General features: G+C 69.6%; 14 protein-coding genes. 8 read left to right on the top strand and 6 right to left on the bottom strand.

What is annotated here, in order from left to right:
• The first annotated feature begins 25 nt into the window (after nucleotides 1-25).
• The gene (locus QSK25_RS34035; protein ID WP_285644433.1) at nucleotides 26-820 is read left to right on the top strand and encodes a hypothetical protein; all 795 of its coding nucleotides are present in this window, start codon (nucleotides 26-28) and stop codon (nucleotides 818-820) included.
• 222 nt (nucleotides 821-1,042) lie between these two features.
• On the opposite strand, the gene QSK25_RS34030 is transcribed toward QSK25_RS34035, so the two are convergent.
• The gene (locus QSK25_RS34030; protein WP_285644431.1) at nucleotides 1,043-1,915 is read right to left on the bottom strand and encodes an AraC family transcriptional regulator; all 873 of its coding nucleotides are present in this window, start codon (nucleotides 1,913-1,915) and stop codon (nucleotides 1,043-1,045) included.
• Here QSK25_RS34030 and QSK25_RS34025 point away from each other — a divergent pair.
• The 6 genes from QSK25_RS34025 (at nucleotide 1,914) to QSK25_RS34000 (ending at nucleotide 8,048) form a co-directional block, all read left to right on the top strand.
• Nucleotides 1,914-2,666: a nuclear transport factor 2 family protein gene (locus QSK25_RS34025; protein ID WP_285644430.1), complete on the top strand. Its 753-nt coding sequence runs from the start codon at nucleotides 1,914-1,916 to the stop codon at nucleotides 2,664-2,666. The two genes, QSK25_RS34030 and QSK25_RS34025, sit on opposite strands and share 2 nt — an antisense overlap.
• A gap of 1 nt (nucleotide 2,667) precedes the next feature.
• Nucleotides 2,668-3,507, top strand: coding sequence for a macro domain-containing protein (locus tag QSK25_RS34020; protein ID WP_285644428.1), 840 nt, complete (start codon nucleotides 2,668-2,670; stop codon nucleotides 3,505-3,507).
• Nucleotides 3,504-4,292 (top strand): SIR2 family NAD-dependent protein deacylase, encoded by a 789-nt coding sequence (locus QSK25_RS34015; RefSeq protein WP_285644427.1) that lies wholly within the window; start codon nucleotides 3,504-3,506, stop codon nucleotides 4,290-4,292. Before QSK25_RS34020 ends, QSK25_RS34015 begins: the two co-directional genes overlap by 4 nt.
• Nucleotides 4,289-5,383 carry an NAD(P)-dependent alcohol dehydrogenase gene (locus QSK25_RS34010; RefSeq protein ID WP_285644425.1) on the top strand — a complete coding sequence of 365 codons (1,095 nt, stop codon included), beginning with the start codon at nucleotides 4,289-4,291 and terminating at the stop codon, nucleotides 5,381-5,383. Before QSK25_RS34015 ends, QSK25_RS34010 begins: the two co-directional genes overlap by 4 nt.
• Nucleotides 5,384-5,782: 399 nt before the next feature.
• A complete protein-coding gene (locus QSK25_RS34005) occupies nucleotides 5,783-7,612 on the top strand; it encodes a hydroxymethylglutaryl-CoA lyase-like TIM-barrel protein (RefSeq protein WP_285644424.1) in 1,830 nt (609 codons plus the stop codon).
• Between the two features lie 91 nt (nucleotides 7,613-7,703).
• Nucleotides 7,704-8,048 (top strand): hypothetical protein, encoded by a 345-nt coding sequence (locus tag QSK25_RS34000; RefSeq protein WP_285644422.1) that lies wholly within the window; start codon nucleotides 7,704-7,706, stop codon nucleotides 8,046-8,048.
• Nucleotides 8,049-8,172: 124 nt separating this feature from the next.
• Here the strand turns inward: QSK25_RS34000 and QSK25_RS33995 are convergent, their stop codons facing one another.
• The 4 genes from QSK25_RS33995 to QSK25_RS33980 are packed head-to-tail and all read right to left on the bottom strand — an operon-like array spanning nucleotide 8,173 to nucleotide 11,321.
• A complete protein-coding gene (locus QSK25_RS33995) occupies nucleotides 8,173-9,063 on the bottom strand; it encodes a class I SAM-dependent methyltransferase (protein WP_285644421.1) in 891 nt (296 codons plus the stop codon).
• Complete coding sequence (locus tag QSK25_RS33990) at nucleotides 9,030-9,683, bottom strand: cysteine hydrolase family protein (RefSeq protein ID WP_285644420.1); 654 nt, start codon at nucleotides 9,681-9,683, stop codon at nucleotides 9,030-9,032. The genes QSK25_RS33995 and QSK25_RS33990 overlap by 34 nt, the downstream gene beginning before the upstream one ends.
• Nucleotides 9,680-10,762: an isocitrate/isopropylmalate family dehydrogenase gene (locus QSK25_RS33985; protein WP_285644419.1), complete on the bottom strand. Its 1,083-nt coding sequence runs from the start codon at nucleotides 10,760-10,762 to the stop codon at nucleotides 9,680-9,682. Before QSK25_RS33985 ends, QSK25_RS33990 begins: the two co-directional genes overlap by 4 nt.
• Before the next feature lie 28 nt (nucleotides 10,763-10,790).
• Entirely contained in the window at nucleotides 10,791-11,321 is a 531-nt protein-coding gene (locus QSK25_RS33980; RefSeq protein ID WP_285644418.1) for an EF-hand domain-containing protein, read from the bottom strand.
• Between the two features lie 586 nt (nucleotides 11,322-11,907).
• Between QSK25_RS33980 and QSK25_RS33975 the strand changes: the two genes are divergently transcribed.
• Entirely contained in the window at nucleotides 11,908-12,954 is a 1,047-nt protein-coding gene (locus tag QSK25_RS33975; RefSeq protein WP_285644416.1) for a putative adhesin, read from the top strand.
• Between the two features lie 26 nt (nucleotides 12,955-12,980).
• Here QSK25_RS33975 and QSK25_RS33970 read toward each other — a convergent pair whose 3' ends face one another.
• Nucleotides 12,981-14,642, bottom strand: a complete 1,662-nt coding sequence (locus QSK25_RS33970) for a CocE/NonD family hydrolase (RefSeq protein ID WP_285644414.1) — start codon at nucleotides 14,640-14,642, stop codon at nucleotides 12,981-12,983.
• Nucleotides 14,643-14,733 lie beyond the last annotated feature (91 nt).

Raw genomic sequence — 14,733 nt, 5'->3', positions numbered from 1 at the left:
GGGCAAGCGGTTCACGCCGAACCTCGTGCTGATCACGCAGCGGCAGGCCAAGGGGTGGGGACGCGACCGGCTCGCCAGGGAGTTCGAGCGGATCGGCCGGCAGCGGGAACTCACGACGCCTGAGCTGGGCGCGATGACCAAGGCGATCTACCGGCACGAGACGGGCAGAGCCGCGGTGCGCGACGAGGTCTGCGTGCGGTTGTACTGCGCCGCGTTCGAGGCCACACCGCACGAGCTGTTCGGCACGCTCAGCGCCGGCGTGGCGGGCCATCAGGCCTGCGGCCTCACGAGCCACAAGTTCGTGCCGGTGCATCTCGGTCCTGAGCTGCTTCTGAAGCTCATCGAGCGCGCGAACCTGATGCCCGGTTCGGTGCAGTGGGCGGACTGCCACGTCGGAGAGATCGAGCATCCTGGTGGCCGTTGCGAGCTGTACGCGTTCCCGTGGGGCGTTGCTGTCTTCCACCTGGCCGAGGAGCTGAGCGTGCCGAACATCGCCAGCCTGGCGGTGTGGCTGCGCGAAGCGACCGGCTCGGACACTCCCGTCGCGCATTACGTGCTGTCCGCTCACTGGGTGCACGAATCACCATGGAGCGGGCTGGAACTCGAAACCGCGATGCGGTTGTTGAGCATGCCGCGTGTGCTGCTCGACCGCGGGACGGAGGAGGTAGGCCCGTTCTTGCACCACGCGGAGCTGGTGGAGCAGACGTTGTTGCGTGATGGCTTCAGCGACAGCCGGATCGACGAGTTCGGCATCCGCGGCCTTTCCACCGGATGCGCGAGCTGGGCAGGCCTCAGCTACTTCCCGCAGGCGACCGGGTGAGCACCTCGGGCATCCCCACGCCGCTCTCGGCGACCACGCTCAGGCCCGTGCGGTGTGGCGGGAAGCTTTGGAGTTGTATCGAGGACAGGGGCGCGACGCCGACGCCGAACGGGTGCTGCGACAACTCGGCGCGCTCTCCGAGACAGGGGAGCAAGGCTCGTGCTGCTGCTGACAGCCGTCAACCCGTTCGTCGCCGGCATCGCCCGTCACGCCCTGGCGCGGCTATTCGCGGAACGTACCGGGTGACACCCCGGTCTCCCGAACGAAGAACTTCGTGAAGTTCGTCGCCTCGCTGAACCCGAGCCGGTGCCCGATCGCGGCGGAGGACAGATCGGTGTGCACGAGCAGCCGCTTGGCCTCCAGCGTCACGCGGGCGTCGATCAACGCCTTCGCGGACTGCCCGGTCGCGGTCAGGCAGATGCGGTTGAGGCTGCGTGTCGAGTAGCCGATCCTGGCCGCGTACTCGGCGGCGCTGCGCGTCTCGCTGAAGGACCGCTCCAGCTCGTGCTGGAAGCGCTCGAACCGGGGATCGTGTCGCGGGGCGTCACCGGGTAGCCGAGCGACGCGCAGCAGCAACGCGCCCAGCAGTTGGCGCAACAGGTCGACCGGTTCGCCGGTGAGCAGGTTGCGCCGGTACTCCTGCCGCAGGTCCTGCACGGCCCGGTTGAAGACCGCCACCTCCGCCGTGGGGACGGCGTGCAGCACCGGGCCGAACGGGTCGAGCACCGGCGGTGGGAACGCGGGGGTGAAGAGCACCAGGGACGCCTCCGCCGAACCGGCCGGCAGGCGGAGCACGCGGCCGGGGGTGATGTGCAGGAGCGTGCCTGGGGTGCACGGGTGGTCCACGAAATCGACCATGGTCGTGCCGGTACCCGCGGTGAAGAGGAACAGCTGGTGGAAGTCGGTGCGGTGCACCTTCGTCAGCGTGTCCTCGCTGAGGCGGCGGCGGAGCACGCCCAGGTCGAGCGCTTCGAAGCCCAGCTGCCCGCGATCGGGGTTGCTGAAGCCGAACTGGGCGACGTGTCCACTTCTGACCATGGTGAGGCGTGATCCTACCTCGATCGGACGCGTCCGGGAGAGCACAGTCTGAGCCATGGACAACAAGGAAATCGTGCTCAAGGCCGCAGGCGAACTGTTCGGCGACAAGGACCCGTCCGCTGTGGACCGCTGGGTGGCGCCGGACTACCGCCAGCACAGCTCACTCGCCGCGGACGGACCGGAGGCGCTGCGCGGCCTCGTCGCTGGCCTGCCGGAGGACTTCCGCTACGAACCGGCCCGCGTGATCGCGGACGGCGATCTCGTCGCGCTGCACGGTGTCTACCACGGCTTCGGGCCGGAGCCGCTGGTCGCGTTCGACCTGTTCCGGGTGCGGGACGGCAAGCTCGCCGAGCACTGGGACGCGCTCACGCCCGTCGTCGCGACCACCGCGAGCGGACGGTCCCAGACGGACGGTCCCGCGCAGCCCACCGGTGCCGACACCGAACGCAACCGGGAACTCGTCAAGGAGTTCGCCCAGCGGATCCTGCAGGACGCCGACTACTCCGTGCTGACCGACTACGTCTCCACCGAGACCTACCTGCAGCACAACCCGGAGGCCGCCGACGGCCTCGACGGGTTCGGCGCCGCCGCCGCGACCTGGGCCCAGCAGGGCAAGAACCTGGTCTACAAGACCGTGCACCAGGTCGTGGCCGAGGGTGACCTCGTGCTGCTGCAGTCGGAAGGCGAGTTCGGCGAGCCCGTCGCGTACTGGGACCTGTTCCGCGTGCAGGACGGCAAGATCGTCGAGCACTGGGACGTCATCGCACCGATCCCGGCCGCGTTGCCGCACGCCAACGGACTCTTCTGACGTGCTCACGACCCTGCCCGACTACCGGCGCGCGGTGGCGCTGGACGAGCCCTTCCGGCCGTTCAGCGCCCCCGCCCCCGCCGGGGAACTCGAAGCGCTGACGAACCTCGCGCTGCGGATGCTCGGCGACGACCCCCGGGTCGGCCGGTTCCGGTTGCCGGAGAACGTGCGGGAGCGGCGGCGGATGCTGCGGGCCGTGCTGACCGTCCGCGAGGCCGCGCCGTTCGATCCGGAACTCGTCGCCGTGCTCGACGCGCTGCTCGGCGGCGAACGACAGCCGGCGGCCGACGTCCGGAACCTGCCCGGGCCGATCTCGGTGTGGCGCGGAGACATCACGCGGTTGATGGCCGACGCGATCGTCAACGCCGCCAACGACGCGATGCTCGGCTGTTTCCAGCCGATGCACCCCTGTGTCGACAACGCGATCCACGACGCCGCCGGACCACGGCTGCGGGCCGACTGCCGCCGGATCATGGACCTGCAGGGCACCCCGGAACCGACCGGCACCGCGAAGATCACCCGCGGCTACCACCTGCCCGCGTCGTTCGTGCTGCACACCGTCGGCCCGATCGTGCGCGGAGACCTGTTGCCCGCCCACGGAAGCGCGCTCGCCGACTCCTACCGGGCCTGTCTGGACCTCGCGGCCGAGGTTCCGGCGATCCGCACGATCGCGTTATGCGGCATCAGCACGGGGATCTTCGGCTTCCCGAAACGGCCGGCCGCGCGGATCGCCCACGGCACGGTGCGGGACTGGCTGGCCGCGCACCCCGGCCGGTTCGACCGGGTGGCGTTCGTGGCGTTCGGCGCTGAGGACGAAACGGTCCACCGGGAGATGTTGTGACACTGGAAAAGTGGCTGGACGAGGCCGATCGCGTGTTGATCGCGGCGGGCGCGGGACTCTCGGCGGCGGCGGGGTACGACTACACGGACACCGAACGGTTCGCCGAGTTGTTCCCGGTGCTGCACGACAAGGGCCTGTGGGCGCGGTACCAGTTGATCGGACTGCCGCTGCCGCCGAAGCTGCTGTGGGGCTACTGGTCCGTGCACGTCGACGACATCCGGTTCGGTGACGAGCCGAACCCCGTGTACCGGCGTTTGCGGGAGTTGGTCGGCGCTCGCGACCACTTCGTCCTGACGTCCAACGTGGACGGACTGTTCGACCGCAACGGGTTCGACGCGGAACGGATCTGGACCCCGCAGGGCGACTACGGCAGATACCAGTGCGAAACACCGTGCACCCGCGAGACCTGGCCGAGCAAACCGATCATCGACGCCGCGCTCGCCACCTACGACCGGTCGACGGGCGAGGCCACCGCTGTGCCGTCGTGCCCCCGCTGCGGGGGAGAGGTGTTCCTCAACGTGCACAAGGGACCTGAGTACGTCGCCGACCACTACGTGTCGGCGGGACAACGGCTGCGCGACTGGCTGGACGACGGCGTGCTCGTGATCGAGATCGGCGCCGGGTACAGCACGCCCGGGGTCATCCGCACCCCGGTCGAGTCGGTGGTCCGGGGACTGCCGGGCGCGCGGCTGGTGCGGATCAACCGGGACCACGCCGAGGTACCGGCGGATCTGAACGGACGTGCCCTGAGCGTGCGGGCCGATGTGGCGGAGGTGCTGGCATGAGGATCACGGCGGCCGTGGTGGCGGAGAGGCACGGCGACTTCGAGTTGCGCGAGGTGCTCCTCGACGAGCCGCGCGACGGGGAGGTGCTGGTCCGGGTCGTGGCAGCGGGGATCTGCCACACGGACTCGATCACCCGCCACGGCGACCTGCCGTTCCCGCTGCCCGGCGTGCTCGGCCACGAGGGCGCGGGTGTGGTCGAGGCGGTCGGGCCGGGCGTGTCCGGGGTGGCGGAGGGAGATCACGTCGTGCTCGGCTGGCCGTGGTGCGGCGAGTGCCGCAACTGCCTCGACGGCCAGCCGCGCTACTGCCTGCGGCTGGGCGACCTGTTGGTGGGCGGCGGCCGTGACGACGGGTCGACCGCGTTGCGCGCACTGGACGGATCGCCGCTGGCGAGCCACTTCTTCGGGCAGTCGTCGTTCGCGACGCACGCGGTCGTGCCCCACCGCGGCCTCGTACCGGTCGACGGGCCGTTGGAACTGCTGGGGCCGATGGCGTGCGGGCTGTCCACCGGAGCGGGCGCCGTGCTGAACGTGCTGAAGCCGCACCCCGGTTCGTCCCTCGTGGTCTACGGCGCCGGCACGGTCGGTCTGGCCGCGATCATGGCCGCGGTCAACAGCGGGGCCACCCGGATCATCGCGGTGGACCGGCACGAGTCCCGGCTCGCGCAGGCACGGCGGTTCGGCGCCACCGACACGGTGAACGCCGCCGTGGACGACCCCGTCGCGGCGGTGCACGAGATCTGCGGCGGGCCCGCGGACTTCAGCCTGGAGTGCACCGGGATCGTGGCGGTGTGCCGGCAGGCGGTCGACTCGGTGGGCATGCGCGGGGTGTGCGCCTTGATCGGTGGGGCGCCGGCAGGGGCGCGGCTCGAACTGGACCACCTCAGCACGTTGTGGGGCAAACGCGTCATCGGTGTGCTCGGCGGTGAGGGGCGCGGCACGTCGCTGATCACGACGCTCGTCGACCTCCACCGGCAGGGCAGGTTCCCGTTCGACGGGCTCCTCACGCACTTCCCGTTCGACCGCATCGGCGACGCGCTGCACGCCGCCGAGACGGGCGAGGTGATCAAGCCGGTGCTGCTGATGCCCTAGCACGGCTTGCGCGGACGTGGTGACCGCCTCGATGTGATCAGCCGCGCCACAGGTGCGGTGTCAGGCGCTGCCCGGCACGCCGACGCGCTGCACCAGGCGGCCACCACCGATCCCGTCTCCGCAGTCACCACGCGGGCCGTGACGGCATCGGCACGCAGCGGGGACGGGCGGGCCGCTCCCCCGCCGGCTTACCTGCTCGTCGCTGAGCAGTGCCCCTGGCGACAGCACGACATCACCGACGACATGGGCATGAACGGCCTCACATTCGGTGCTTGGCAAGAGGCGAACGCGAGAATCCCCCTTCCGTGCAGTGTGATCGTCCGTACTTTGACGCGGTCCGAACCGGCCCACTTGACTCGTTGCCGCCCAGGCGGACGTCGGGGAGTGGGAAGGGGCGCGGTGGACAAGCCGGATCTGGTCAGGGAGTCGGCTCTGGGGGGACGGCTGGTGTTGTGGGAGGAGTCGGCCCGCGACGGCGCGCAGGGAAAGACTTTGATGAGCGCGGACTTCCGCGTGCGGCTGGCTCGGGAGCAGGGGCGGATGTTCGGCGGCGACGGTCCGCGCCATGTGGTGTTCGCGGCCGGCTTTCCCGCTGTGTGCCAGGAAGAGTTCGATGCGACGCGCCGGGTGGCGCTGGAAGCCGCCGGCTCGGTGAGTCCGGCGGCAGTGTGCCGGGCCACCACCGCTGATGTGCAGCAGGCGTGTGAGGCCGTTCGTGGTGCTTCGAACGCACGGGTGATGATCGTGGTGCCCGCGTCCGACGAGATGGCCGACGCGATGGTTCACCAGCCCGCTCAGGTGGCGTTGGCCGACGCGGTGTCCTTGGTGCGTCAGGCCCGTGCCCTCGGTGTATTCGCCGATGTGTGCTTCGCGGACGCTCCGCGTGCGGATGTCGACGTCCTGGCTGCCGCGGCCACCGCGCTGACCGCGGCCGGTGCCGGCGTGATCGTCGTCGCCGACACCACCGGAGACCTGCTCGTGCAACGGTGCGGGGAGTTGTTCCGGCAGTTGACCGAGCGGGTGGGCGCTGATGTGGTGCTGGCCTCGCACCTGCACAACGACCTGGGTTTGGGGCTGGCGAACACGCTGGCGGCGGTGGGCGCGGGTGTCCGCGTCGTGTCGAGTTCATGGCTGGGTGTGGCCGAGCGCAGCGGCATGGTCGCCACCGAACAGCTGTTGTTCTTGCTGGCGCACCGCACCGCCGAACTGGTGGGCGAGACCGACCTCTGGCACACCGCACCGGATCTGGCCCTGATCCCCGCGATCGCACGCCAGGTTTCGGCTGAGATCGGACTGCCGCTGACGGTGACCACGCCGATCGTCGGAACCGGGGTCGGCACGATCTCCACCGGCACACCGTTCGTGCGGCCGAAGGCGTTCCAGCCCTACGACCCGGCCGTGCTGGGCATCGAACCGACGGTCGTGCTGACCCATCTCGCCAGTGCCCGTGTCCTGCGTGCGGTGGCTGAACGAGTGGGGGTCACCCTCGACCGCGCGGAGACGACCGCGGCACTGGCGTGGGTGAAGGCGGAGGCGTTCAGCCGCAACGAGGCCGTCATCCCGGACGAGGACTTCGTCAGGTTCGTCAGCGGCCTGCGCACGGCGGCCGGGGCGGTGCGGGCGGGAGATCCGGTCGTGCTGCCCAACCCGTTCCCGCTGACCTCGGTCATCGCCGCCACCACCGCCGAGGTGGTGAACAAGGCGAAAGGACGTCCCGCGGACCAGCCGGTGGCCCTCTGGGTCGCCGAGGACGAACGCTGGGCCGAGTTCGCCGAAGCGGTGGACCTCGACGAGACCACTCGGCGGTTCGCCCGCGAGTTGCTCGTGCGCGAACGGCTCACCCTGCTGCTGCCCCTGCTGCCCGGACGTGTGCCGGACTGGGCCCGGCAGTCCACTCGCGACGGCCATGTGCTGGTGTTCGGTGCCTGCTGGGCCCCGCTGCGTCCTGTTCTCGACGGCGTCTGGCCGTTGCACGTCAGCAGTGCCAACCTCACCGGATCCCGACCCGCGGCGTCTCCAGCCGAAGCACGGGCGATGTTCGCTCCCGAGGTTCACGTCCTCGACGCTCTCGCGGGCGCGCCGGTCATGGGCAGGGCGGCCACGACGACACTGAGAGTGGGCCGCGACCGGGCACTGGCTCACGCCCGCGACGGCGCGCAGGACCGCGGTCACGAAAGCCCGGATGCTTACATCACGTACCTGCGGGCCACCTACAGCGATGTTCGGTGACGGGCATCTCCGTGTCCGGCGGGGCGATCGTCGAGAACCATCGACGCGTTTCGTGCGCCGGTGTTCGAGCAGACAAGAGGAAGGTGGGTCGATGATCTCGGTTGACCGGGTCCGGGTGGTGGCGCTCAGGGGCGGAGACGACTGCGCGTGGGACATGTCCTTGGTCCACGGTGTGCTGGACATGCGGAGCATCGTCACCACCTATGACCACGAGCAGGCGTGGTACTTGGCCCGAGGAGGTGTCCGGCTGGTCCGGCTGACCTTCGACCGAACCGACGGTTCGGCCGAGATCGCGGCGGTCCGTGCGGTGGGAGACTCCCCGTCCGAGTTCGACGTGGTGCGGTCAGAGACCCGCTGGAAGGACTCGTGCAGCGAGGTCGAGCTGGGGTTCCTGGTCAAGTCCGCGTTCGATGCCCTGGACGAACAGCCCGTCTGACAACGAAGTGCTGATGTCGGCGACGCACTTGACGGCTGCCATCGGCGCGACAGGTGACAGCCGTCGAGTTCATCGTCGGGGCAGGGCGGCCGGACCTGTGCCCGGCCGCCGGGGGGTGTGCTCGTCAGGTTCTGGTCGCGAAGATCCACCGGTTGCTCGCCAGCGCGTCGTCGGCCTCGGGCTCGGGACCGCGTCCGAAGGTCCTGGTGAAGTCGAACGGGGTCGTCACCCTCGTGACCCAGCCTCTGCTCGCGAGGTGTCCCGCGGAGTCGGGGCGTGGTTCCGCGTCGAACAGGGTGAGCAGGTCGACGCCGATCTGCTGCTTCGCCGCCGAGTAGACAGCACTGGACCGGACTTCTCGCCTTTCGCTGCCGAGCTTGACCTCGAACGCGACTGCGCTGCCCCGTACGCCGAGTCGGTCCACTGCGTCGATCAGGCGTCGCTCCGCGTCACCGGGCAGGTAGAGCATCAGCCCTTCGGCGAGCCAGACGCTCGGTGACGCAGGATCGAACCCCGCGTCGCCCAGCGACTTCTCCCAGTCGTCACGCAGGTCGCCCGCGATCGGCACGCGCCGTGCTCCCGGTGTCGCGCCCAGGCCGTCCAGGACCTCCTGCTTGAAGTTCAGCACAGGGCCCTGGTCGATCTCGAACACGACGCAGCCCGGCGGCCAGTCGAGCCGGAAGGCACGCGTGTCCAGACCGGAACCCAGCAGCACCACCTGCCGTGCGCCGGCGGACACCGAGCGCAGCACGAAGTCGTCGAGAACTCTCGTCCTCAGGCCGAAGTAGCGCCCGAGCCTGCCCCACAAGGGATCGTCGTCCCCTGCCGGGACCTCCTGCGGGCGCAACGGCCAGCTCTCACAGGTGCCGGCGGCGCGCACGAAGTGCTCGGCGTAGTCGTCGCGCGCGAGCGAGTCAGGCCGGTGGGTCTCGATGGCGCGCGCCGCGGCGACCATGAGCGCGGTCCGCGCGACCCCGTGTTCTACGGCCTGGTCGCCGTGTCCGGTACCCCGCACCTGTCCCGCCTTTCCTGGTCGCACCGCGGAGGAGAAGGCACCGACCACACGTCCGGATCGTCCAGCGTCATCAGCCGGGCGCCGTAGACGGTGCTCATGAACCGCAGGATCGTCTCGTCGGTCAGGTGCAGGCTCGTTGTGCAGTCGGTCAACACGCTCACGTGGAACCCTTGCTGAAACGCCGTTCGTGCCGTGGTGTCCACACAGACGTCGGCGTAGAGACCCGCGAACACCAGGTGCTCGACGCCTTCCTGCCGCAGGTGCGCCTCGAAGCCGTCGGTGAGGAACGCGTCGAATCGCGCGTGCTTGGTGAACACGCGTTCTCCTGGCGACGGCAGAGCGCGGTGGAACTCGGCACCCCAGGTGCCTTCACGGCACTTGGGGAGTTTGCCGAGCACCAGGTCGCGGCGCCGCCAGCTCGGCCCCTGGTGTTCGACGTCGCCGAAGAACCTGACGAAGACGACCTCGACCGCCTGGTTCCGCGCCACGGCGACGGCGCGGGCGGCGTTGCCGGTCACGGTGTCGAGGACGGCGGGATCGCCCCGGTACCGGGCCGCCACGGCTGGGCCCGTGCAGAAGTCGTTCTGCAGGTCTATGACGACGAGCGCCGTCTTGGTCATGCTTCCACCGGTGCCGCACGACGCCCGTCGAAGGCCGGCTCCTCCAGCAGTTCCACGACCGCGGCCACGACGTCGGTGGTCGAACACCGTCCGCCGAGATCCGGGGTGCGGACGTCTTGGTCCGCCAGGAAGGTCAGAGCTTTCTCCGTGCGCTCGATCGCTCCGGTGCAGCCGGCGTGCCGTTCCGCGATCGCCGCCGCCGCGCGGATGGTCGCCGTCGGGTTGACCGTGCCGAGGCCTTCCAGGTCGTCGGCCGAACCGTGGACCGTCTGGTACTCCACCAGGCCGTTCACGTCGGGGTGCAGGTGGACGTTCTCGGTGCAGCGGTTCTCCTGGCGTTCGGAGCCCAGCCTGTCCAGCAGGACGACGTGCATGATGTCGGCCCACTCGTTGGCTCCGATGACGACGCTGCGGGCGGGCAGGCCGTGCTCGATGAGGTTGCGGTTGACCGTGTCGGGCTGAGCCAGCCGGATGTCCACGCCGTGCCGGGCGGCGATGTCGGCCACCCATTCGCCCAGCGCTCCGTCGAGCAGGTGGAACTTGTACGCCATGACGAGCGGCCCCACCTGCTCGCCGGGCCAGTACCGCTGCGCCTGCCGGAGGGCGGTGAGGACGACCTTCTCGGTGATCTCCTTGCTGAAGGTCATGGTGCGGTGCACGACGCCGGCGTCGTGGCGGTTCTCGCCCGTGTAGAAGCCCTGGGCCGCGTCGCGGACCAGGAGAAGTGACGTGTCGCGGTCGGCGATGAGGTCGACCTTCACCGCTTGGAGCCGTGTGCGGACCAGGTACAGCGACTGGGCGTTGATCGCGGTGCGGAAGATCGCGGTCGTACCCGCGCGTGCTCGATCGCGGCAGAACTGCTCGTAGTGATCGGCGTCCTGCTTCGTCAGCAGGCCGACCTCCTCGACTCCCTCCGCCTCGGCCTTGAGAGAGAAGTACGAGTGGTAGAGCCGTGGGGAACGGGTGATGCCGATGGGCACCGACGACGCGTTCCCCAGCGTGGTCAGGACGCGGTCGAAAACGTCGGCGAGCTCCGGTCCGGTGCCTCTGCCGACAGCGAGTCCGACGGTGGGGACCAAGGGTTCTCGTCTCCTGTTCGTGTGCTGGTCAGGCCTGGGTGCTGACCAGGTGGTCGCCGGGGATGCCGGTCTTCGTGGGGCTGTAGTAGTCCTTGATCCCGGCGACCCAGGCCGACACGGTGATCTGATCGGACTGCGTGGGGCCGAAGGCGTCGAACAGCGCGTTGATGGCGTCGCGCTCGAAGCCGATCGCGGTCATGAGCGCCAGGAAGCCAGGCCGTTCGATGAGCCCGTCGCCGTCCGGGTCGCCCAGAGCGGCGAGCGCCTCGGCGAACTCGCTGATCGTGTCGTCGAACCGCTCCGGTGCCAGCACACAGGCCGTGAACTCGTCGAAGGTGATCATTCCGTCGCGATCGGCGTCCAGCTCGGCGGCCAGGGTGGCCCAGTAACGTCCGAACGCGCCGCGCATCGTGTTCTTGGCCGCCTCACTGGACTGCGGCGCCGCCCGCGCGACGTCGGCGGCCATGATCTCGAAGTCCTCGGCTTCCAAGTGGCCGTCCTCGTTGCGGTCGAACAGGGTGAAGACGACCGTGACGCGGTCGAGGGCGCTCTTCTGCATTGGCCGGACCATGCTTTCCTGATGGGCGTGAAAAGGAATTGAACAAACTTGCGCTGATCTCTTTCGCAACTATGGCAGCCGGACTCGGAAAGGAGTAATGGAAAAGTTCGAAGATACCGTAAAGTGTGAATTTCGACTAAAGAGCCAGAATCGCTCGAATGCAGGTTGAATTCTCCGTGGCTCAGCGCGTTCGGCCCCCTGCTGTCCGTGTTGGTGGGTGTGGGCGGCCCACTTGGTTGCGGCAAACGATGCGTCTTGTCGCAGTGGCTCTCTCGATCGGGTTCTCGACTGCGACGCACAGTGATGCGCTTGTCCTGCTGGGGCGAGCGTCGGTCGAGTGGATTCGGAGAATCCAAGGGCTGGCAGCGCCGGTCAACGGCACGGGTTGAGCACGGGGTGGCCCGCGGTCAGTAGTCGCCTGACCTGCTCAGTCGACCTCGGTGTGCTGGTCCATCGCATGATTCCGTCCGCAATGGACGGATGACCCATCGGATTCTCTGCTGGTCCGCTCGGGTTCTGCCGGTCACGGATCGGGTGCCGCTGACGAATCACCCGTAGAGATGGCGACTTCGGGTGGAGGACCGCGATGGTGGGCGTTCTGATCGGGCACGGCTCGTTCGTCGGTGCGGAGAGGGTCGTGGTGCCGGCCGGGCTGACACTGCACTTCTACGCCGACGAGGGCACGTCGCTGGCGATGGTGAACGTGCTGGAACTGATCAGGGAGAAGCACGACAGGATTCCGATGCAGGTCGTGATCGCGGGAATGTCGGTGCCCAACTACCAGTACGAGCCTTTCAAGGAGCACGAGCGGCGCGCGATCACCGCGTTGTACGAGTACGCCGCGCCGGCGATCATCGTCGGGTCTCGGGAGACGCCGAACACCCTGAGGTTGTGCTCGAACGTCTCGGGCTGCCCGAAGGACGGGCCGCACACGTGCGACGGTGCGTTCGGCCGGGCCGCGAAGGCGCAGTGGAAGTACCTGCTGGTGTTCTCCTGCCGCGTCGACACGACCAAGAGCCTGCCGCCGACGTTGGACGTGATGGCGAAGCACGGCAAGCGGGACCGGTCGGTGCACCAGGCGCTGGTCGACTGGGCGCAGGCGTTCGTCGGGCAGGGTGCGGCGAAGCAGGACGAGACGTGGAAGGCGTTGTCCGCCAACGAACGGCTTCGGCTCGTCGCTTCCGACGAGGAGTTGCGCGAGTGGGACGACTGCCGCGCGGTGCGGGAGGCGATCGTGGCGGCGTCGGACCCGGTGAAGGCCGCTGCCGCCGCGTCGGACCTGACCAAGGTGCGGCTGATGCGGGACTACCCGGCGCACCGGGCCGTGGTTCGCGCCACGTTGCGGCCGGACCCGTCCGACGCGAAGAAGATCGCGGAGTTCCTGCCCCTGTCGTTCGACGACAAGGTCGACGTGTGGGAGGCCCTGACGGTGCAGGAGAAGGCGCGGTGGATGGCCGACCCCGGCGTCACGTACTGGGCCGCCGGGTTCAACGCCTGCGACCTGTTCCGCTACGGGCTGCGGGGTGAACCGTTGCTCGGACTGTTGCGCGGGCTCGAACCGCAGGCGCTCGCGGTCGCGATGTCCGAGGCGAGGCTGAGCAGCCACCTCGCCGACAACTCACTGCGGGTCTAGCGCGACGAGTTCGCCGCCGAACGCCGTCATGCGGGCCGACGGGCTTTCGGCTTGCGCGGCAACAGGATCGCGGACGGCCGCTCGGCGTCGTGGAAGATCTCCACCCTCGTCGCGAGCGGCTGTGCCGCGGTCTGCGGTGGGCCGCCGTCGCCGAGGTTGCGGGCGAACCGCGGATGCGCGCCTGCCGACACCTGCACCCGGATCCGGTGCCCGCGCCGGAACACGTGCGCGGTCGGCGACAGGTCGACCGCCACCTTCGTGATCCCGTCCGGCCGCACCTTCACCAGGTCGTCGCAGATGTTGAGCGACCTGCCGCGTCCGTCCACATCGCACAGACGCACGAACAGGTCGCAGGACGGGCGGTCCGCGCGCAGCCACACCTCGGCGGTGACCTCGCCGATCACCTCCACGTCGGCGTCCAGCGCTTCCGAGGTGAAGACCAGCACGTCGTCGCGCGCCTCCAGCTTCCGGTTGTCCACCGGGCCGGCACCCCGGCTCTCCAGCTTCGGCCCGCCCAGCGACGGCGTCGGGTCGGCCGGGTCGTAGGTGAACGACGTCGGCGCCGCGTCGGCGATCGGTGCGGGCCGGAGTTCGCCGGGCGCGAGGTGCCAGCGCTGCGGGGTGTAGCCGGCGGGCGGCCACTGGTCGAAGTCACGCCATTCGTCCACGCCCATCACGAAGAGGCGCACCGGTGGCTTGCCCGGCGGTTCGACGCCTCTGGCGTGGGCGGCGGCCCAGCCGACCGTGTCGTTGAGCACCGCGGCCATCCCGCCGGTGTGCGCGTGCCACCACGGTCCGACCGTCAGGTGCGCGTCGCGGCCGGCTGCCTTGAGCACCTGGAAGTCGCGGAGCTGGTCGGCCAGGAAGATGTCGTACCAGCCCGCGATCGAGCTGACGGGGACCGTCACGTCGCCGACCGCGGGGGAGTGGTCCTCGTTCTTCCAGTACGGGTCGTTCTGGTCGTGGTGCAGGCATTCCTGGTAGAACGGCCACTGGTGGCCCAGCGCGGCGGTGTCCGCGCCGACCAGCGGGAGCGTGTTCATGGCGTTCTCGACGCGCTTGCGGCCGATGCCCAGCAGCGCCCGCCAGATGCCACCCGGACGTTCCTGGGTCGCCGTGCTCACGGACCAGCCGAGCAGCGTTTCCAGTTCGGTGCGCTCGGGCCGCAGGAACGCCAGCGCCAGCCGTGCCGACGTCACGTGCGGCACCATCGCCTTGACCTGCGGCGGTGCCTCGGCCGCGATGGCCCACTGGGTGTAGCCGAGGTAGCTGCTGCCGGTCAGCAGCACGTCGTTGCCCCACGGCTGGTCCGCGTGCCACCGCAGGACGGACAGGCCGTCCTCGCGTTCGTGTCGCATCGCGCGGAAGTCGCCGTCCGAGCCGAACGTGCCGCGGCAGCTGACGGTCAGCACGTGCAGACCGCGTTCCGCGAGTGCGCGCCCGTACAACCAGTCCAACGGCCCGCTACGCCCGTACGGTGTGCGCACCACGGCTGTCGGCGCGTTGGGCGACGTGCTCTCGTCTGGTGCCCAGTGGTTCGCCATCAGGGTCTGGCCGTCGTGGGTGGGGATCCGCAGATCCCGTTCCACGGTGACGTTGCGCGAGACGGCCGGAGGGAGCTTCAGCAGCCGCTGCGCGAGCAGACCGGCCGCTCTGCCGGCGAGGTCGAACCGAGGTCGTGTGCCCACGGTGATCTTTCCTATCAGGACCGGGGGCGGACGTCCGGGAGGACGCGCGTCAGTCGTTCAGCCGAGACCACCCGGCGGCTCGCTGCCGAGC

The organism is Lentzea sp. NBRC 102530 (genome assembly GCF_030269365.1).
GTDB lineage: Bacteria > Actinomycetota > Actinomycetes > Mycobacteriales > Pseudonocardiaceae > Lentzea.
Note: the sequence above shows the minus strand (reverse complement) of the source record. Positions and strands in the feature narration are given on the sequence as shown.

Bases quoted from the DNA above. Each gene is read 5' to 3' on its own strand.
- QSK25_RS33980 (WP_285644418.1), bottom strand. From the start codon at position 11,321: ATGCAGAAGAGCGCCCTCGACCGCGTCACGGTCGTCTTCACCCTGTTC.
- QSK25_RS33975 (WP_285644416.1), top strand. From the start codon at position 11,908: ATGGTGGGCGTTCTGATCGGGCACGGCTCGTTCGTCGGTGCGGAGAGG.
- QSK25_RS34010 (WP_285644425.1), top strand. From the start codon at position 4,289: ATGAGGATCACGGCGGCCGTGGTGGCGGAGAGGCACGGCGACTTCGAG.
- QSK25_RS34030 (WP_285644431.1), bottom strand. From the start codon at position 1,915: ATGGCTCAGACTGTGCTCTCCCGGACGCGTCCGATCGAGGTAGGATCA.
- QSK25_RS34025 (WP_285644430.1), top strand. From the start codon at position 1,914: ATGGACAACAAGGAAATCGTGCTCAAGGCCGCAGGCGAACTGTTCGGC.
- QSK25_RS33990 (WP_285644420.1), bottom strand. From the start codon at position 9,683: ATGACCAAGACGGCGCTCGTCGTCATAGACCTGCAGAACGACTTCTGC.
- QSK25_RS34000 (WP_285644422.1), top strand. From the start codon at position 7,704: ATGATCTCGGTTGACCGGGTCCGGGTGGTGGCGCTCAGGGGCGGAGAC.